The organism is Streptomyces sp. a15, assembly GCF_059026085.1.
Genome location: NZ_JBWLKM010000024.1, coordinates 14045 through 33083, shown reverse-complemented (window position 1 = coordinate 33083; position 19039 = coordinate 14045). Strand labels below are relative to the sequence as shown.

At 71.0% G+C, this 19039-nt stretch carries 15 protein-coding genes; 13 read left to right on the top strand and 2 right to left on the bottom strand.

Translation table 11 applies throughout. From position 1 onward, the window contains the following. Nucleotides 1–82: 82 nt before the first annotated feature. The 11 genes from AC5P09_RS24340 to AC5P09_RS24290 all read left to right on the top strand — a co-directional run bounded on the left by AC5P09_RS24340 (nt 83) and on the right by AC5P09_RS24290 (nt 15272). Nucleotides 83–1654 carry an AbgT family transporter gene (locus AC5P09_RS24340; RefSeq protein ID WP_493875982.1) on the top strand — a complete coding sequence of 524 codons (1572 nt, stop codon included), beginning with the start codon at nt 83–85 and terminating at the stop codon, nt 1652–1654. 93 nt (nt 1655–1747) lie between these two features. Further along, nucleotides 1748–2905: a M20 family metallopeptidase gene (locus tag AC5P09_RS24335; protein ID WP_493875913.1), complete on the top strand. Its 1158-nt coding sequence runs from the start codon at nt 1748–1750 to the stop codon at nt 2903–2905. Between the two features lie 90 nt (nt 2906–2995). Beyond that, entirely contained in the window at nt 2996–4255 is a 1260-nt protein-coding gene (locus tag AC5P09_RS24330) for a hypothetical protein (RefSeq protein ID WP_493875912.1), read from the top strand. Between the two features lie 48 nt (nt 4256–4303). After that, nucleotides 4304–5083, top strand: a complete 780-nt coding sequence (locus AC5P09_RS24325; RefSeq protein WP_493875911.1) for a TIGR03936 family radical SAM-associated protein — start codon at nt 4304–4306, stop codon at nt 5081–5083. A gap of 246 nt (nt 5084–5329) precedes the next feature. After that, the gene (locus tag AC5P09_RS24320; protein WP_493875910.1) at nt 5330–9580 is read left to right on the top strand and encodes an Rne/Rng family ribonuclease; all 4251 of its coding nucleotides are present in this window, start codon (nt 5330–5332) and stop codon (nt 9578–9580) included. 222 nt (nt 9581–9802) lie between these two features. After that, nucleotides 9803–10870 carry a glucose-1-phosphate thymidylyltransferase gene (locus AC5P09_RS24315; protein WP_493875909.1) on the top strand — a complete coding sequence of 356 codons (1068 nt, stop codon included), beginning with the start codon at nt 9803–9805 and terminating at the stop codon, nt 10868–10870. Next, nucleotides 10867–11901, top strand: a complete 1035-nt coding sequence (rfbB, locus tag AC5P09_RS24310; RefSeq protein WP_493875908.1) for a dTDP-glucose 4,6-dehydratase — start codon at nt 10867–10869, stop codon at nt 11899–11901. The genes AC5P09_RS24315 and rfbB overlap by 4 nt, the downstream gene beginning before the upstream one ends. Further along, the gene (gene rfbD, locus AC5P09_RS24305; protein WP_493875907.1) at nt 11898–12797 is read left to right on the top strand and encodes a dTDP-4-dehydrorhamnose reductase; all 900 of its coding nucleotides are present in this window, start codon (nt 11898–11900) and stop codon (nt 12795–12797) included. Before rfbB ends, rfbD begins: the two co-directional genes overlap by 4 nt. A gap of 138 nt (nt 12798–12935) precedes the next feature. Next, the gene (locus AC5P09_RS24300; RefSeq protein WP_493875906.1) at nt 12936–14057 is read left to right on the top strand and encodes an FG-GAP repeat domain-containing protein; all 1122 of its coding nucleotides are present in this window, start codon (nt 12936–12938) and stop codon (nt 14055–14057) included. Further along, complete coding sequence (locus tag AC5P09_RS24295; protein ID WP_493875905.1) at nt 14003–14350, top strand: hypothetical protein; 348 nt, start codon at nt 14003–14005, stop codon at nt 14348–14350. The genes AC5P09_RS24300 and AC5P09_RS24295 overlap by 55 nt, the downstream gene beginning before the upstream one ends. 127 nt (nt 14351–14477) lie before the next feature. Further along, nucleotides 14478–15272, top strand: a complete 795-nt coding sequence (locus tag AC5P09_RS24290; protein ID WP_493875904.1) for a class I SAM-dependent methyltransferase — start codon at nt 14478–14480, stop codon at nt 15270–15272. Nucleotides 15273–15353: 81 nt separating this feature from the next. On the opposite strand, the gene rfbC is transcribed toward AC5P09_RS24290, so the two are convergent. After that, on the bottom strand, nt 15354–15956 hold the full coding sequence (rfbC, locus tag AC5P09_RS24285) for a dTDP-4-dehydrorhamnose 3,5-epimerase (protein ID WP_493875903.1): 603 nt from the start codon (nt 15954–15956) through the stop codon (nt 15354–15356). Between the two features lie 58 nt (nt 15957–16014). Next, the gene (locus AC5P09_RS24280; protein ID WP_493875902.1) at nt 16015–18045 is read right to left on the bottom strand and encodes a glycosyltransferase family 2 protein; all 2031 of its coding nucleotides are present in this window, start codon (nt 18043–18045) and stop codon (nt 16015–16017) included. Between the two features lie 356 nt (nt 18046–18401). On the opposite strand from AC5P09_RS24280, the gene rplU reads away from it, so the two are divergent. Together rplU and rpmA are read left to right on the top strand one after the other, a co-directional pair. Continuing rightward, entirely contained in the window at nt 18402–18722 is a 321-nt protein-coding gene (rplU, locus tag AC5P09_RS24275) for a 50S ribosomal protein L21 (protein ID WP_164320786.1), read from the top strand. A gap of 14 nt (nt 18723–18736) precedes the next feature. After that, a complete protein-coding gene (rpmA, locus tag AC5P09_RS24270; RefSeq protein WP_020940020.1) occupies nt 18737–18991 on the top strand; it encodes a 50S ribosomal protein L27 in 255 nt (84 codons plus the stop codon). Nucleotides 18992–19039: the final 48 nt, after the last annotated feature.

Genomic DNA, 19039 nt, shown 5'->3' with positions numbered 1-19039 from the left:
AACCGGCGGCTTCACGAGAACGATACGAGCGCAACAAGCTTTTTACTTGCATGATCTCACCGACCGGGTCGTCAATGGGGAGGTGACCGCCACTTCCTCCCCGCCGTCCCCCGCCCCTTCGAAGCAGCTGACCCGACTGCTCTTGGTGCTCATGCGCATCGAGCGCATGGGCAACAAACTGCCCCACCCCTTCTGGCTGTTCGGCGTGCTCAGCGTCGTCCTCGCGCTGGCCAGCTGGGCGCTGGCCGCGGCCGGGGCCTCCGCGCTGAACCCCGCCACCGACAAGACCGTGGCCGTGCAGAGCCTCGTCTCGGGCGCCGGCCTGCAGATGATGATCAACGACGCGGTCACCAACTACGCCACGTTCCCGCCGCTCGGCACGATCCTCGTGGTCATGCTGGGCGTGGCCGTCGCCGACCGCTCCGGGCTGCTCCCCGCGATGCTCAGAGCGGCGGTCGCCCGGGTCCCGGCCCGCTGGCTGACCTTCACGCTGGCGTTCACCGCGATGGTGGCGCACGTCGCGTCCGATGCCGCGTACGTCGTCCTGGTCCCGCTCGGCGCGATGGCGTTCCGGGCCGTCGGGCGCAGCCCGATGCTGGGCGCCGTGGTGGCGTTCGTGTCGGTGTCCGCCGGGTACGACGCGAGCCCGCTGGTCACCCCGACGGACGCGATTCTCGCCGGGCTCACCACCGCGGCCGCGCAGACCGTCGACCCGGGCTATGTGGTCACGCCGCTGTCCAACTACTTCTTCTCCATCGGGTCCTCGGTGGTCCTGGCCCTCGTCGTCACCGTCGTCACCGAGAAGGTCATCGCCCGTCGGGTGGCGGCGATGCCGGAGGAGGACGAGCCGGAGTCCGAGGACGGCCAGGGTCCCCCGGCGGCCGACGCCCTGACCCTGCGCGACGAGGAGCGGCGCGGACTGCGCCACGCGGGCCTCGTGCTCCTGGTCTACGCGGCGCTGATCGTGGCGGCGATGATCCCCTCCGGATCGCCGCTCAGAGGCGAGGGCGGCAGCATCGTGCAGTCGCCGGTGCTCACCGGCATCGCGGTCGTCCTGGCGGTGGCGTTCCTGATCGTCGGCGCCGTGTACGGGCGGGCGGTGGGCACCGTGCGCACCGGCCGCGACATCCCCGACCACATGGCCAAGGGTCTGCGCGAGATGACGCCGATCCTGGTGCTGTTCTTCGCGATCTCCCAGTTCCTCGCCTACTTCAAGTGGACCGGCGTCGGCGAGGTCCTGGCGATCCGCGGCGCCGACCTGCTCAAGACGGCCGGAATCACCGGGCCGTTGGCCTTCCTGGGCATCCTGCTCGTGTGCACGGTGATCAATCTGCTGGTCACCAGCGGCTCCGCCCAATGGGCCCTGGTCGGCCCGGTGTTCGTGCCGATGTTCATGCTCCTCGACATCCCGCCGGAGGTGACCCAGGCGGTCTACCGGATCGCCGACTCGTGCACCAACGCGGCCACCCCCATGAGCGCCTACTTCGTGATGACCCTGGGCGTCGTCCAGCGCTACCGCCGCTCGGCCGGCATCGGCACGCTGCTGTCCCTGACCCTGCCGCTGTGCCTGACCATGCTGGCGACCTGGACGCTGCTGTTCTACGCCTGGTGGGCGCTGGGCATCCCGCTCGGGCCAGGGGTGCCCGTCCGCTGACCGCCGCCGCCGCCGCCGCCGCCGACGACGACGAACGACGCCGACGACGTACGTACGTACGTACGTACGTACGTAGGAGGAGGAGAACCGCCTGTGTCCCCCCACCGCATCGAGTCCCTCGCCCGCACCGCCCTGCCCGAGATGACCGACGACCTGCGGATGCTGGTCGAACACGAAACGCCGAGCGACGACAAGGAGTTGCTGGACGCCGGTCTCGCGGCCGTCGAGGCGTGGGCGTACGAACGGCTCGGCCCGCCCGACGAGGCGCGGCGCCACGACGGCGGCCAGCACGGCGACATGCTGGAACTGCTGTACCGCGGCACCTCGCCCGTGACGGTTCTGGTGCTGTGCCACTACGACACGGTGTGGCCGGCCGGCACCCTCGCGCAGTGGCCGTTCCACGTCGACGAGGACGGCCGGGCGAGCGGGCCGGGCGTCTTCGACATGAAGTGCGGCCTGATGCAGGCGGTGTGGGCGTTGCGCCTGCTGCGCGAACTGGACCTGCCGCGCCCCGCGGTACGGCTGTTCCTCAACGGCGACGAGGAGATCGGCAGCCCCGCCTCCCGTCCGCACGTCGAGCGGCTGAGCGAGGACACGGTGGCCACGCTGGTGTGCGAGGCGGCGGCCGGGTCCGAGGGGGCGCTGAAGACGGCCCGCAAGGGCGGCGGCATTTTCGAGCTGACGGTGGACGGGGTGGAGTCGCATGCCGGCCTCGACCCGGAACGCGGCGCGAGCGCCGTGCACGCCCTCGCCGAACTCGTCCCCCGGATCGTCGCGCTGGGCTCGCCGGAGCTGGGCACCACGGTCAACGTCGGGGTGATCAGCGGCGGTACGGCACGCAACGTCGTGGCCGGGCAGGCCCACTGCGGCATCGACGTACGGATCGCCGTGCCCGCCGAGGCGGACCGGATCGACACCGCGCTGGCCGCCCTGCGGCCCACCGACACCCGGGTCAGGGCCACCCTCACCGGCGGCTGGAACCGCCCGCCGATGGTGCCGGGCCCGGCCTCCGAGCTTCTCTTCAAGCAGGCGCAGACGATCGCCGCCGACCTGGGCTGGGCGGCCCGGGAGACCTCCGTCGGCGGAGCGAGCGACGGCAACTTCGTCGCGGCCCTCGGCCGCCCCGTCCTCGACGGCCTCGGCGGCGTGGGGGACGGCGCGCACGCCCGGCACGAGCACGTCCTGCTCGCCCACATCCCGCCCCGCACGGCACTGATCGCGGGGCTGCTGACGGCCTGCGCGACGAGGTGACCGAGGCCGACGGTGGAGAGTCCGAGGACAAGAGGGGTGGAAAGTCGCAGGTAGTGCATCCGGACGGGCAGCTGATGCGTCTCCCTCGGTATGGATCTGGAGAAGCCGTCACCGCAGCCGCAGCACCCCGAGGGGTGTCTTGCTGTCGCGATCCGCATTCCGGTGCGGATCGTCGTGCTCGTGCTGGTCGTGCCCGTGCGGATGCTGTGGGACGCGCTGGTCGTCGTGGGGCGGTTCCTGAACGACGTGGTGCTGCGGCCGCTCGGGCGGGCGCTGCTCTGGGTCGGGCGGGCTGTGTTCGTCTGGCCGTTCGTGGGTCTCTGGCGGTACCTGCTCGTGCCGCTCGCCAAGGGGCTCGGATGGCTCGGGCACGTGCTCGTCGTCGTGCCGCTCGTCTGGCTGTACCGGTACCTGCTGACGCCTCTCGGGCATGCCCTCACCTGGGGCGTGCGGGGGATCGGGGCCGCACTGGCGTGGGTGTACGCGCGCGTGCTGACGCCGATGGGGCATGGCGTGATGTGGGTGCTCAGGGGAGTGGGAGCTGGGTTCGCCGCCCTCGGGGCGGGCATCTACGGGGCCGTCGCCTGGCTGGTGCGGTACCTCCTCGTCGTGCCCGCCGTGTGGGTGTACGAGTGGCTCCTCGCGCCTGTCGGGCGGGCGATCGCCTGGTGTGCCAGGGGAGTCGTGTGGTGTCTGAGCATGCTCGTCACCGGAGTGGGCATCGCCCTCTACTGGATCACCCGGGTGCTCCTCGTCCTGCCCGCGCTCGCCGTCTGGCGCTGGATCCTCGCGCCCGTCGGGCGGGCGATCGCCTGGTGTGCCAGGGGAGTCGTGTGGTGTCTGAGCATGCTCGTCACCGGGGTGGGTGTCGCCCTCTACTGGATCACCCGGGTGCTCCTCGTCCTGCCCGCGCTTGCCGTCTGGCGCTGGATCCTCGCGCCCGTCGGACGGGCGCTCGCCGTTGTCGCGCGGGAGATCGGGGAGGCCCTCGGGCATGCCTGGCGGATCGCGGGACACATCTCGCTCGCCGTCGGGCGGTTCCTCGGCACCCTCTTCCGGTGGATCTTCGTAGAGCCCGTGCGGTGGGTGTACCGGACCGTCCTGACGCCGGTCGGGCATGTCGTCCGGGACGCCGTCCTGCGGCCCGCCGCCGAGGCCGCGCGCAGTGTGGGACGCGCCACCCGGCAGGCGCTCGCCGCCGCCCGCGAGTCCGCGCGGCAGGCGCGCGCCGACTTCCGGCGGATGCTCTTCGGGGAGCCGCGGCAGCCGCAGGTGGTGGAACGGCGGGAACCTGAGGCCCGCGAGACACGTACTCTTGGTAGTAGTACGACCGCTCTCACGAAGGACTGAACGACACTGGGCAAGCGACAGCCCGAAGGCCCGCCGCCCGCACCCGCGGTGCAGCGCATCCGACTGCGCTACACCAAGCGCGGCCGCCTCCGGTTCACCAGCCACCGTGACTTCCAGCGCGCCTTCGAGCGTGCGTTGCGCCGTGCCGAGGTGCCGATGGCGTACTCGGCGGGGTTCACACCGCACCCGAAGGTGTCGTACGCCAATGCCGCACCCACCGGCACGGGCAGTGAGGCGGAATACCTGGAGATCGCCCTCACCGAGACGCGTGACCCGGACAAGCTCAGACTGCTGCTCGACGAGTCGCTGCCCGCCGGGCTCGACGTCATCGACGCGGTCGAGGCCCGGACCTCCGGCCTCGCCGACCGGCTCACCGCTTCCGTCTGGGAGCTACGGCTGGACGGCGTGGACCCGGCGGACGCCGAACGCGCGATCGCGGCCTTCAACACCGCCGAGTCCGTCGAGGTCCGGCGCAAGACCAAGAACGGCGTACGGACCTTCGACGCCCGCCCGGCGGTCGCGCACCTTGAAACGCACGCTCAGCAGGCTGATAGGCCGACCGACCAGCCCTGTGCGATACTGCGGCTGGTTGTTCGGCACGTGACGCCTGCCGTTCGACCCGACGACGTCCTGTCCGGTCTCCACGCCGTGGCCGACCTGGCGCCGCCGGTCCCCGCTGCGGTGACCAGGCTGGCGCAGGGGCTGTTCGATGAGGAAACCGGCACGGTGACCGACCCGCTCGCACCCGACCGCGAGGCAGCGGCGGCCCTCTCGACGGCCGCTTTGGCTGCCGCCGCGACGGCACCGGTGCCGGAAGGTTCCGCGTAGGGACGTACGTCGTAAGCGCCGCCCTGGTACTCGGGAGCCACCTGGGTCGGGCAGCGCACCTACCAGAAGACTTTCGCCAGGCCGTACGCATTCGGCGTACGGAACCGGTGAGACAGGACACAGAGAGCTCCCGTGCGGCGCCCGCGCCCCGGACGGCGGCACCGCGCAACGCGCGAGCCGCGGACGTCACCGGCACATCGCCGGACCAGGCGCGGCGCCCGGGAGCCTGACGGGAGAAATGCCCGCATGCTCGAACCGACCGAACCCACTGAGGGTTCCGAACCCAACACTCCGAGCGACACCCTGCCGCCGCGTCGTCGGCGCCGTGCCGCTTCCCGCCCGGCGGGTCCGCCGATCGCCTCGTCCGAGGCTCCGGAGGAGACCGTCGCGCCGGCCATACCGGCCGCGGATGCCGAGGATCTCGTCACCGACGAGGAAGAACTCGCCGAGGGCGCCGAAAGCACCGAGACGGTGGAGGCCGAGGCTGTCGAGAGCCCCGCGGCCGAAGAGGCCGCGCCCGCTCCTCGTACGCGTCGGCGGGCCACCCGCCGGGTGTCCGCGCCCGCCGGGGCTGCCGCCGCCGCTGTCGAGGCCGCGGAGACCGTCGTACCCGTGAGCGCTGCCGGTGACGCCGGTGCTCAGGAGGCGCTGGAGGCCGAGGCTGTCGAGAGCCCCGCGGCCGAAGAGGCCGCGCCCGCTCCTCGTACGCGTCGGCGTGCCACCCGCCGGGTGTCCGCGCCCGCCGGGACGCCGGGTTCCGCCGAGGCCACCGAGGCTGCCGAGGTCGTTGTGCCCACCGCTGCGGGGGCCGTCGCCGAGAGCACCGCCGTCGAGGACGTCGAGGCTCCGGCCGAGGCGCCCGCCGGTCGCACCACGCGTCGCCGCTCCACGCGCCGGGCCTCCGCACCGGCCGGGGCGCCGAAGGCGGAGGACGCCGCCGAGAGCCTGGAGGCCGCGCAGGCCGTCGAGACGGCCGAGGCCGCCGGCGAAGCCGTGGACATCCCCACCGAGACCGACACCAAGACCGACACCAAGACCGACACCAAGACCGACACCAAGACCGACACCGAGACGGCCGTCGAGGGCGCCGCTCCGCGTCGGACGCGCCGGCGTGCCACGCGCCGGGTGACCGCGCCCGCCGGTAGCGACTCCGAGTCGGCCGAGGAGGCCGTGGTGACGAGCACCCCCGAGCCCGAGGCTCCCGCCGCCGAGAGCGAGCGCGTCGAAAGCACGCCCGTCGAGAGCGAGCGCGCCGAAGCGCCGCAGGAGCCCGCCGAGGACGCCTCCCCGCGTCGGCGTCGTCGGGTCGCCCGCAAGGCCGCCACCGGCTTTGCCGCGCCCGCGCAGCCGGCCGCCGGTCAGGACGAGGAGGCTCCGCGCCGCCCGGCGCGGCCCGCCGTCGCCGTGTTCCAGGCGCCCGTCTTCGCCGAGCCGCAGTTCCAGACCCCGCAGCGGGCCGCTGCCGCCGCGGCCGCCGAGGCCGAGACGGAGCCCGAGCCCGAGGTCGAGCCCGCGGCGGTCGAGGAGCCCGAGCAGACCGAGGAGACCTCCGAGGAGCAGGGCGGCCGGCGTCGGCGCCGCCGCCGTGGCTCCGCCCCCGCACAGGAGCCCGAGGCCCAGGCCGTGCAGGCCGCCGCCCTCGAGACCGCCGTGGAGGAGGAGCCGGACGAGGCCGAGGAGGCCGAGGACTCCGCCGAGGGCGACGAGTCCGAGGACACCGGTTCGCGCCGTCGCCGCCGTCGCGGCGGCCGCCGCCGTCGCCGGGGCGACTCCGCCGACTCCGAGTCGGGCGAGGGCCAGGACTCCGACGGCGACGAGTTCGCCGACGAGCAGGCCGCGCAGGACGCCGAGGACACCGCCGAACAGGCCGAGGAGGACGCGGACGACGCCGCGGACGCGGAGGACCGCGAGGGCGGCTCCGGGTCCAGCAGCAGTCGTCGCCGTCGGCGCCGGCGTCGTCGTGCCGGCGACAGCTCCACCGAGGCCGAGGCCGAGCCCGGTGACGGCGACCCGGAGCGCACCGTCGTCAAGGTCCGCGAGCCCCGGCCCCAGCGGGAAAAGGGGGCCGAGCCGTCCGACGAGGTGCAGTCCATCAAGGGCTCGACCCGTCTGGAGGCCAAGAAGCAGCGCCGCCGGGAAGGCCGTGAGCAGGGCCGCCGCCGCGTTCCGATCATCACCGAGGCGGAGTTCCTGGCCCGCCGCGAGGCCGTCGAGCGCGTGATGGTCGTCCGCCAGTACGGCGACCGTACGCAGATCGGCGTCCTGGAGGACGGCGTGCTCGTCGAGCACTACGTCAACAAGGAGCAGTCGACCTCATACGTCGGCAACGTCTACCTCGGCAAGGTGCAGAACGTGCTGCCGTCGATGGAGGCCGCCTTCATCGACATCGGCAAGGGCCGCAACGCCGTGCTGTACGCCGGTGAGGTCAACTTCGAGGCGCTGGGCATGGGCAACGGCCCGCGGCGCATCGAGAGCGCGCTGAAGTCCGGGCAGTCGGTGCTCGTGCAGGTGACGAAGGACCCGATCGGGCACAAGGGCGCGCGGCTGACCAGCCAGGTATCGCTGCCCGGCCGCTACCTCGTGTACGTGCCCGAGGGCTCCATGACCGGCATCAGCCGCAAGCTGCCCGACACCGAGCGGGCCCGGCTGAAGACCATCCTCAAGAAGATCGTCCCCGAGGACGCGGGCGTGATCGTGCGCACCGCCGCCGAGGGCGCGAGCGAGGACGAGCTGCGCCGGGACGTCGAGCGGCTGCAGGGCCAGTGGGAGGACATCCAGAAGAAGTCGAAGAACGGCGGCAGCTCGAACGCGCCGACGCTGCTGTACGGCGAGCCGGACATGACCGTCCGGGTCGTCCGCGACATCTTCAACGAGGACTTCACCAAGGTCATCGTGAGCGGTGGCGACGCGTGGGAGACCATCCACGGGTACGTCTCGCACGTCGCGCCCGACCTGGCCGAGCGGCTGCAGAGGTGGACCTCCGAGGTCGACGTCTTCGCCACGTACCGGATCGACGAGCAGCTCGCCAAGGCGCTGGACCGCAAGGTCTGGCTGCCGAGCGGTGGTTCGCTGGTGATCGACCGGACCGAGGCGATGGTCGTGGTCGACGTCAACACCGGCAAGTTCACCGGTCAGGGCGGCAACCTCGAGGAGACGGTCACCAGGAACAACCTGGAGGCGGCCGAGGAGATCGTGCGCCAGCTCCGGCTGCGCGACCTCGGCGGCATCATCGTCATCGACTTCATCGACATGGTGCTGGAGTCCAACCGGGACCTGGTGCTGCGGCGCCTGCTGGAGTGCCTGGGCCGCGACCGTACGAAGCACCAGGTCGCCGAGGTGACCTCGCTGGGCCTGGTCCAGATGACCCGCAAGCGGGTCGGCCAGGGCCTGCTGGAGTCGTTCTCCGAGACCTGCGTCCACTGCAACGGCCGCGGCGTCATCGTCCACATGGAGCAGCCGACCTCCGCCGGAGGCGGCGGCAAGCGCCGCAAGCGCGGGCGCGGCGGTGACGGGCACACGCACGAGCACGAGGCGGCCGTGGAGACCGTCGAGGCTCCCGAGGAGATCGAGGCCGAGGTGGCCGCCGAGGTCGCCGAGCCCTTCGTCCTGACCGAGCCCGAGTTCGAGCCGGACGAGGAGCTGTACAGCAGCGTCGCCGAGGCGGAGGCCGCGGCCGGTCGGGGCCGTTCGCGGCGCCGGACGAGCCGGCGGGCGTCGGCTCCGGCGGGCGCGCCGAAGCGGGACGACAGGCGCGGTGAGAGGCGGGACGAGGCCAGGGCCGAGGCTCCGGCCGCGGTGCAGGCCGAGGTTCCCACGGCTCAGGACGTCACGGCCGAGGAAGAGGTCGAGCGTCCGGTGCAGCCGGCGGAGGCCGTCGTCGCGCAGACGGCGCCCGTCGCCGCCGAGGACCCGGTCGTCGAGGCGCCGGCCGCGGAGCCGGTCGCCGAGGAGGCCGCGCCCAAGGGCCGTACGCGCCGCCGGGCGACCCGCAAGGTGTCCGCGCCGGCCGGTTCGCCCGCGGGCGCCGAGGCGGCCGTGGTGACGGTCGCGGAGACCGTGTCCGCGGCCGAGCCGCAGGCCGACCAGGCTCCGGCGCCGGCCGCCGAGGCCGCTGCCGAGGCGCCCGCCGAGAGCGCCGCCCCGGCCCGTCCGAGGCGCCGTGCGGTGCGCAAGGCCACCGCCCCCACCGCGTCCGAGGAGGCGGCCGTCGTGGTCGTCCCGGCGGCCGCGGAGGAGCCGGTGGAGGCGCCGGCCGTGACCGAGGCCGAGGAAGTGGCCGAGGCCGAGGAAGCGGCTCCGGCCAAGAAGACGGCCCGTAAGACGGCCAAGAAGGCCACGGCGAAGAAGGCCGCCACCAAGAAGACGGCGGCCAAGAAGACGGCTGCGAAGAAGACCGCCGCCAAGAAGACGACCGCCAAGAAGGCGGTGTCGAAGAAGACGGCGGCGGCCGAGCAGCAGTCGCTCCGGTCCGTCTCGGCCCCTGCCGACGAGGCCTGACGCGCCGTCGTACGAAGAAGAACGTGATCCGCCCCCGGTCCGACCGACCGGGGGCGGATCACGTTTTCCGCCCCCGAGGAGGCATCCAATGATCGAGTATGTGAACGATGAGTGAATCAGCGTCTCGGCGGCGCGGTTATGATGTGAGCCGAGATTGATGTTAAAAATTCAGACAAACTGGGATTTTAATTCCCGTATGTGCACAGTATTGGGGCGCAATACGTGAAGGCTCTCGTGCTTTCCGGGGGAGCGGGTACCCGACTCCGCCCGATCACCCACACCTCGGCCAAGCAACTGGTGCCGGTAGCCAACAAGCCTGTGCTCTTCTACGGCCTGGAAGCGATCGCCGAAGCCGGGATCAGCGAGGTCGGCATCGTCGTCGGCGACACGGCGGACGAGATCCGCGAGGCGGTGGGCGACGGGTCCCGCTTCGGGATCCAGGTCACCTACATCCCGCAGGAAGCGCCGCTGGGCCTCGCCCATGCCGTGCTCATCGCCCAGGACTTCCTCCGTGACGACGACTTCGTCATGTACCTCGGCGACAACTTCATCGTCGGTGGCATCACCGGTCTGGTGGAGGGGTTCCGGGCCGAGCGGCCCGACGCGCAGATCCTGCTGACCAAGGTGCCCAACCCCACCTCCTTCGGTGTCGCGGAACTCGACGGCGACGGCCGGGTGGTGGGCCTGGAGGAGAAGCCGAAGCAGCCGAAGAGCGATCTGGCGCTCGTCGGCGTCTATCTGTTCACCCCGGCCATTCACGAGGCCGTCCGCTCCATCGAGCCTTCCTGGCGCGGCGAGTTGGAGATCACACACGCCATCCAGTGGCTGATCGACGAGAAGCGTGACGTCCGCTCCACCACGATCTCCGGCTACTGGAAGGACACCGGCAACGTCACCGACATGCTGGAGGTCAACCGGTCCGTCCTGGAGACCGTGGAGCCGGTGAACGCGGGCACGGTGGACGAGAGCAGCGAGATCATCGGCCGGGTGCGCATCGAGGCGGGTGCCCGGGTCAGTGGCAGCCGGATCGTCGGACCTGCCATCATCGGAGCCGGCACGGTCGTCAACGACGCGTACATCGGCCCGTTCACCTCCGTGTCCGAGGACTGCCGGATCGAGGACAGCGAAATCGAGTACTCCATCGTGCTGCGCGGCTCGTCCGTGACGGGCGTGCGCCGGGTGGAGGCCTCGCTGATCGGGCGCGATGTCGAGGTCACGCCGGCTCCCCGTAACCCTTCGGCCCACCGGCTCGTGCTCGGTGATCACAGCAAGGTGCAGATCTCTTCATGACGGTCCCCTCTTCTCCCACAAACCCGACCCGGACTTCCCCCTCCCGCCCCACCCGGATCCTGGTGACCGGCGGTGCCGGTTTCATCGGCTCGCACTACGTCCGTACGCTGCTCGGCCCTCAGGGCCCCGGTGATGTCGCGATCACCGTCCTGGACAAGCTGACCTACGCGGGCAACCCGGCCAACCTGGACGAGGTGCGCGCGCACCCCGGATTCGCCTTCGTGCAGGGCGACATCTGCGACCCCGAGCTGGTCGGCAAGCTGATGGCCGAGCACGACCAGGTCGTGCACTTCGCGGCCGAGTCGCACGTCGACCGTTCCATCGACGGCGGCGCGGAGTTCGTCCGTACGAACGTGGTCGGCACGCACACGCTCATCGACGCGGCGCACCGGGCCGGCATCAAGACCTTCGTGCACATCTCCACCGACGAGGTCTACGGCTCGATCGACGAGGGCTCCTGGCCCGAGACCCACCCGCTGGAGCCCAACTCGCCCTACTCCTCGGCGAAGGCGTCCAGCGACCTGATCGCGCTGTCCTACCACCGCACCCACGGCCTGGACGTCCGCGTCACCCGCTGCTCCAACAACTACGGGCACCACCACTTCCCCGAGAAGGTCATCCCGCTCTTCGTGACCAACCTCCTCGACGGCAAGAAGGTCCCGCTGTACGGCGACGGCGGCAACGTCCGCGACTGGCTGCACATCGACGACCACGTCCAGGGCATCGAGCTGGTCCGCACCAAGGGCCGCGCGGGCGAGGTCTACAACATCGGCGGCGGCACCGAACTCTCCAACAGGGAACTCACCGAGCTGCTGCTCAAGGCGTGCGGCGCCGACTGGGAGACCAGCGTCGAGTACGTCGAGGACCGCAAGGGCCACGACCGCCGCTACTCCGTGGACTGCACGAAGATCCGCGAGGAGCTCGGCTACGAGCCCCGCAAGAGCTTCGAGCAGGGCCTGGCGGAGACGGTCGAGTGGTACCGCGAGAACCGCGCCTGGTGGGAGCCGCTGAAGGAGCGGGCGGCACTGTGACCGGCACCCAGGAGACACCGCACTGGCTCATCACCGGCGCCGGGGGCATGCTCGCGCAGGACGTCCTGGCGCGGCTCGCCGCCGCCGGGATCCCGGCTGTCGCGGCCGCCCGCACCGACCTGGACATCACCGATCCGGCCTCGGTGGGCGCGGCGCTGGCCGCCCACCACCCGGCCGTGGTCGTCAACTGCGCCGCCTGGACGGCCGTGGACGACGCCGAGTCCCGCGAGGACGAGGCGCTGCGGATCAACGGCGACGGCGCACGCCACCTCGCCGAGGCGTGCGCGGAGAGCGGCGCCGTGCTCCTTCAGGTGTCCACGGACTACGTGTTCCCCGGGGACGCCGAGAAGCCGTACGCCGAGGACGCGCCCACCGGGCCGCGCAGCGCGTACGGGCGTACCAAGCTGGCGGGCGAGGAGGCGGTCCTCACCACGCTCCCGGAGACCGGCTACGTGGTGCGCACGGCCTGGCTGTACGGCGCGGGCGGCGGCAACTTCGTCCGTACGATGATCAAGCTGGAGGGCGTCAAGGACACCCTCGACGTGGTCGACGACCAGCGCGGCCAGCCCACCTGGACCGCCGACCTCGCCGACCGCCTCGTCCGCCTCGGCCAGGGTGCCCTCGCGGGCACCGCACCGGCCGGCGTCTACCACGGCACCAGCGGCGGCGAGACGACCTGGTACGGCTTCACGCGGGCCATCTTCGAGCAGTTGGGCGCAGACCCGGAGCGGGTCCGCCCCACCACCAGCGCGGCCTTCGTACGGCCGGCGCCCCGGCCCGCGTACAGCGTGCTGGGCCACGACCGGTGGGCGGCGGCGGGCATCGAGCCGATCCGGGACTGGCGCGAGGCGCTGACCGAGGCGTTTCCCGCGCTGCTCGCGGCGGAGCGGGGCTGACGGGAGCCGATCGGACGACTGCGCGGACGACTGCGCGGACGACCGCGGTGGCCGGGTCCTGCCTTCGGGCAGGGCCCGGCCACCGGCTTTTCGGGGGATCCGTGCAACCGAAGGCGAGGCTCGGTGGTCCCAACTCCCATGACTAAAAGGCTTGCCGTCGGCGCGGTCCTGGTGCTCCTGCTGTCCGCCTGCCGGGCGGGCGGGTCGGACTCGGACGGGGAGGACAGAGAGACGCACCGGACCGCCGTCCCGTCGGAGTCCGAGGAGAGAGGGACGGGACGGCCTGCCGTCCCGTCGGACTTCGACGGGGACGGGTACGGGGATCTCGTCGCCACCGACGGGAGGGCCACCGTCAACGGGAAATACGCCGCCGGGTACGCGGCCGTGATCCGCGGATCCTCGAAGGGCCCGGTGCTCAAAGGGCGACAGGTCGTCAGCCAGGACGACTTGGGGCTCGGCAAGGCAGGCGATGGGGGCGGGTTCGCAAGCCAGGGTGTGACCGCCGACCTCGACGGGGACGGGCGGGCCGACTTCATCACCCAGGCGGGCAGGAGCACGGTCTTCGTCGTCTGGGGAAGCGCCAAAGGGCTGTCCAAAGGGGCCCGACTGACGGGTGCCGCCCCTGTCACCGGTGACTTCGACGGCGACGGGCGGGCCGACCTCGTCGTCACCGGGACCGAGGACAACACCGCACAGGTCCTCCTGGGGCCGTTCAGCCGCGAGGGCGTGCCGCGCCGCACGGTCCCTCTCGACCTGACGCCGAGCGGCGACCCGGGATACTACACCGCGATGCCCGCCACCGCCGGGGACCTCACGGGAGACGGCAAGGACGACCTCCTGGTCACGTGGTCCCATGTCTTCGCGGACGAGATGCCCATTCCTCGCGCCACTCTCGTGTACCGCGGCACCGCCGACGGGAAGCTCGCCAAGGGCCCACGTCTGAAGGACGACCAGGGCAAGGACTTCTACGGCCGGTCGCTCCGGACAGGGGACCTGAACAAGGACGGTTTCGCCGACGTCGTGGCGGGACTCGCCTGCGAGATGCTCGGCGATCTCACGACCCCGGAGGCGGCACCCGCGTGGTTGTCCTGTACGGCGGCCCCTCGGGGCAGAGCGCGGAGCTCAAGCCCTCGCGCATCACCGAGAAGACCACCGGGCTGCCTGTTCAAGGCCCCTTCTTCCACTGCACGTTCGGCTCCGGACCCTTGGCCGGCGACGTCGACGCCGACGGATACGCCGACGTGGCGTTCTCGGTCGTGACCGGCACGGATCCGGACGGCGCGACCAGCCTCGTCCTGCTGAAGGGGAGCGCCCGGGGCCTCACGGTCGAAGGGGCGCGGTCCCTGCCCGGCGGCGCTGCCGCGATGCTGGACACGAACGGGGACCGAGCGGCCGACCTCGCCGTGGAGGGCCCGGGAGAGGGCGAGGTCCGGGTGCTGCTCGGCGGGCGGGACGGGGTCGAGCCCACTCCGGCGCTGGTCTTCAGGGAGGCTGACCTCGATCTCGGACCGAACATATCGGGCGGGGGATCCAGCTTCGGGCTGGTCGGATGACGCCCGATTTCCTACCGGCGAGTATGTAAACCTATGGTGAACTTCCGAGAAAGCTTACGCCAGAGCCTTTGAATGAGTAACTTCGCGGGAAACAAGGACAGCTGCACCCCCTCGAAAGGCCGCTTCAGTGGACCGTCATGAACTCCTGCGTGGACTGCACCGTATCTACCGGCCGCGAAACTACCTGGAGATCGGCGTCAACGACGGCCGCAGCCTGGCACTTTCGCGCGTCGCGTCCGTCGCGATCGACCCCGCCTTCAAGGTGGTGACCTCGATCAGCTGCGACGTCCACCTGGTCCAGTCGACCAGTGACGACTTCTTCGCCCGCAAGGACCCGCTGGTCCACCTGCGCCGCGGCCGCAACCCCTTCCGCGCCCTCGCCCGCCGCGACCCGCTGGGGATGCTGGGCGGCGATCCCACCCTCGAGCTGTCCTTCATCGACGGCATGCACCTCTTCGAGTACGCGCTGCGCGACTTCATGAACGTGGAGCGCCACTCCCGCTGGTCGAGCGTGATCGTCCTCGACGACATGCTGCCGCGCGACGTCGACGAGGCGGCCCGCGACCGGCACACCAAGTTCTGGACGGGCGACGTCTACAAGCTGGTGACCGTGCTGCGGAAGTACCGCCCCGACCTGACGGTGCTCGAGATCGACACCGCGCCGACCGGTGTCGCCGTGGTCTTCGGAGCCGACCCGCAGAACACGGTGCTCAAGGAGAACTACGACGACATCATCAAGGAGTACGTCGTCCCGGACCCGCAGGCGGTTCCCGAAGAGGTCCTCGTGCGCAAGAACGCCGTGCAGCCCGAGGCGCTGCTCGGGGCCGACTTCTGGCCCGCCCTGGTCCGCGCCCGGAACCTGCGCCGCCCGCGCGCGGGCTTCGAGAAGCTGCGCGGCCAGATCGCGGCGCTGGGCGGCTGATCTTTCCGTACGACACGAGGAGGGGCCCCGCGGATCCGTCCGCGGGGCCCCTCCTCGTCGCTCTCAGCGGTCTCAGCGTTCTCAGCGGTCTCCGCCGCGCAGCTGCGCCGCGTACGCCTGGCACGCCTCGTACGACGGCAGCAGGCCCTGAGCCTCGGCCTCGGCCAGCGTCGGCGCCGCGGAGTCCTTGTCGGACAGGACGGGCGTCAGGCCCTCCGGCCACTCGATGCCCAGGTCGGGGTCGAGCGGGTGGATGCCGTGCTCGCGCTGCGGGGCGTACCCCTCGGAGCACAGGTAGACCACGGTCGCGTCGTCGGTCAGCGCCATGAAGGCGTGCCCGAGCCCCTCGGAGAGATAGACGGAGTGGTGGTCCACGTCGTCCAGCCGTACGGCCTCCCACTGCTTGTACGTGGGCGAACCCGTGCGGATGTCGACGATGACGTCGAGGACCGCGCCGCGCACGCACTTGACGTACTTGGCCTGGCTGGGCGGCACGTCGGCGAAGTGGATGCCGCGCAGGGTGCCGCGGCTGGAGACCGAGCAGTTGGCCTGGGCCAGGTTCAGCCCGTGGCCGGTGGCCTCCGCGAAGTCCGCCCCCTTGAACCACTCGTGGAAGCTCCCGCGAGCGTCTGGAAAGACCTTCGGTTCGTGCACCCAGGCGCCGGCGATGCCGAGCTCCCGCATGTGATCACATCCTTACTGTGGTGCGTGTACGTACTGAGTGTCCGGGGTGCGGAGCCGGTCAGCCGACCAGCTTCGCCGCGAGTCGGCGCAGCTTCTTGCGGGCCGGCGAGGGAAGCCTGCGGACGATCGGGCCGCCGACGGCGCGCAGCCTGCGCCGCAGGGCCGCCTTGCGCCGCTTGGCCAGCTCCGGCTGTACGACCTCGGGGGACACGACGGCGAGGTCGTCGCCGAGCCGCAGCCGCCCCTTGCCGTCGACGGTCACCTCGCAGAGCGCAAGGGCCGGGCTCTTCTCCCCATCCAGTGCGGCCGAAAGGTTCCAGCGGCCGGCGGGTACGGCCACCGGGCGCTGGGGGAGGGCTATGTGGGCGCGGCCGGCCACGTGACGGACCTCGGCGGGCAGCGTGTACGTACGGCCGTCCCCGGAGCTCAGGACCAGCTGGGTCTTCATCGGCGCGGTCTTCGGGCGGGCGAAGACATCGAGCCGCAGTTCCGGCCGGCTGCCGGGCATCCGCAGCACGGGGCGGCTTTCGAGATACGGCACCAGCTTCTTGCTGCGGCGGGCGACGTCGAGGGTGAGGTTGCCGTGCGGGTCGGTGAAGTACGGAATGACCGGGCGGGCGGGGGAGCCGAGCAGCGCGGGGCGGCAGTCGGCGTCGACGTGCGTGGCGCGGTCGGCACCCAGGCGGGCCTTGCGGACCACGCCGAGACCGCGGACCGGAACCCAGATGTCCCAGAAGCCGCGGGAGACGGGCCCGCGGCCCTTGGCGCCCTGCGGGCCGACCTGGCCGGTGCCGCGCAGGACGACCTCGCAGGCGCCGTCGCCCAGGTCCTCGACGGTGGAGGTGTACTCCGCGGGACAGGGCCACTCGACGGCCGTCTCGCGGTTGCGCAGGGACATCTCGGCCTTGAAGCCGTCCATCTCGTCCGTGACGTCGACCAGCTCGCCGTCCTTCAGCACGCCCTCGGTGTACTCGGGGTGCAGGAAGAGCCGGCCGTCGCGGCGCAGCAGCTTGAGCGGTTCGGCGTTCTCGCCGTGGACCAGTCGGGCGCTGACGGTGACGTCCATCTTGCCGTCGGGCCGCCAGGCGACGTCCTCCAGCCGGGCCGCGCCCTTGATGGAGGCGGCGAAGCGGGCGATCCGCACCAGACCCTCACGGTCGTCGCGGCGCAGCAGCGTGGACCGGATGCGGCTGAGCGCTCCGAGCCCGTCGTGCACCCCGTCCGTCATGAAGTCCTTGGCGAGCGGCTGCACGGCGTCGACCATCTCGTCGAGGTAGGCCGCGTCGTACTTGAGGACGGAGGGCTCGCTGAGTCGGCCGAGCATTTCGACCCGGTAGAAGCGGCGGAGCAGCAGGTCCCGGAATTCCCCGGGCTCGGTGTTGGCGACGACGACGTCGAGAACCTCGCGGAGGTTTCCGTAATAACCGGAAGGGACGATCTTGGCGGATCCCGCGTTGTTTCCGTCGTCGCGCTTCGAGTAGTAGTAGCAGGTGTAGCTGCCGAGGATGGAGACGACCTTGGCGGGGAAATACGCCTCCATCATGTACAGCTGGTCCTCGAGGCGCCGCTTGCCCTCGGGATAGGCGATGTTGTTCTCGCGGAGGAATTCCGCACGGAACATCTTGTGCGGCGTGAGGCTGTCGTACAGCGGCGCGTTCTGGAGATTGCACTTCTCCCGGTCCACCCGGAAGACGCCGTGCGGGACGCCGCGGAAGTTGCTGGCCACCTTGCCGATGACGATGTCGGAGCCGTTGCGGTGGCCCATGTCGTACATCCGGCGCAGCGCGTCGGAGGCGAGGTAGTCGTCCTGGTCGACGAACTGGACGTACTCACCCGCGGCTTCGCCCACACCGATGTTCCTCGGTTTTCCGGGCCAGCCGGAATTCGGTATGTGAATCACCCGGAAATGCGGATGTTCCTTGGCGAGGGCGTCCAGCTCGGCAGGAGAGTCATCGGTCGAGCCGTCATCGACGAAGAGCACTTCGAATTCGTCGGCAGGCAGGGTCTGCCTCAACAGTGAGTCAATGCAAGGCTTTATGTACTTACCCGGGTTGTACACCGGGATGATGACGCTCACCTTGGTCGGCATCTGCTACCTGCTCCTGTCGGGAAGCCCTGAGTGGGTGGCCGTCGCGTGTATGGCCGGTGGCCATTGTGTGTATGGGCGGAGTCACAGAGTATCCGCAGGGGTTCTGGGTACCTGAAGGGGTTTCCGGGAAACCGGTGTGGCTCCTCCCGTCGGGGCGGGCGGGCCCGGTTTGACCGGGCCTGGGGCGGCCCGTAACCTTGACCCTCGGTGTGTCTCCGTACCCACCCACCCCTGAGCACCCCACCTCCTGCTCTCCGAGCAGGGGAGGCCGCTCGTCCAATCCGGATCATCGGGCCTTCGGGTCCGTGTGAGCGGCTGGCATCAGGGGGTCCGTCCCGAGTGAGAGAGAGATCCGCGTGTACGCCATCGTGCGCAGCGGTGGTCGCCAGCACAAGGTTGCTGTCGGCGACATCGTTGAGGTTGACAAGATTCCCACCGCCAAGGTTGGCGACACCGTAGAGCTCTCTACGCTGCTCGTTGTCGACGGCGAAGCTGTGACCAGCGACCCGTGGGTGCTGGCCGGCATCAAGGTCCAGGCCGAGATCGTGGACCACCACAAGGGTGTGAAGATCGACATCCTTCGCTACAAGAACAAGACCGGCTACCGCCGTCGTCAGGGCCACCGCCAGCAGTACACGGCGATCAAGGTCACTGAGATCCCCGCGGCTGCGAAGTAAGGGACTGAGGAGACATGGCACACAAGAAGGGCGCATCGTCCACCCGGAACGGGCGCGACTCCAATGCCCAGCGGCTCGGCGTGAAGCGCTTCGGCGGTCAGGTCGTCAACGCGGGTGAGATCCTGGTCCGCCAGCGCGGCACCCACTTCCACCCCGGCGCGGGCGTCGGCCGTGGCGGCGACGACACGCTGTTCGCGCTGCAGCCCGGTGCGGTGGAGTTCGGTACGCACCGTGGCCGCAAGGTCGTGAACATCGTTCCGGTCGCCTGATCGGAAGCTTTCGCGAGGCGGACCTCACTTCCCTCACGGGAAGCGGGT

Excerpts from the sequence above, each read along its gene's own strand:
- AC5P09_RS24330 (WP_493875912.1), top strand. The coding sequence starts at position 2,996 with ATGGATCTGGAGAAGCCGTCACCGCAGCCGCAGCACCCCGAGGGGTGT.
- AC5P09_RS24320 (WP_493875910.1), top strand. The coding sequence starts at position 5,330 with ATGCTCGAACCGACCGAACCCACTGAGGGTTCCGAACCCAACACTCCG.
- rfbB (WP_493875908.1), top strand. The coding sequence starts at position 10,867 with ATGACGGTCCCCTCTTCTCCCACAAACCCGACCCGGACTTCCCCCTCC.
- AC5P09_RS24300 (WP_493875906.1), top strand. The coding sequence starts at position 12,936 with ATGACTAAAAGGCTTGCCGTCGGCGCGGTCCTGGTGCTCCTGCTGTCC.
- rfbC (WP_493875903.1), bottom strand. The coding sequence starts at position 15,956 with ATGCGGGAGCTCGGCATCGCCGGCGCCTGGGTGCACGAACCGAAGGTC.
- AC5P09_RS24280 (WP_493875902.1), bottom strand. The coding sequence starts at position 18,045 with ATGCCGACCAAGGTGAGCGTCATCATCCCGGTGTACAACCCGGGTAAG.
- rpmA (WP_020940020.1), top strand. The coding sequence starts at position 18,737 with ATGGCACACAAGAAGGGCGCATCGTCCACCCGGAACGGGCGCGACTCC.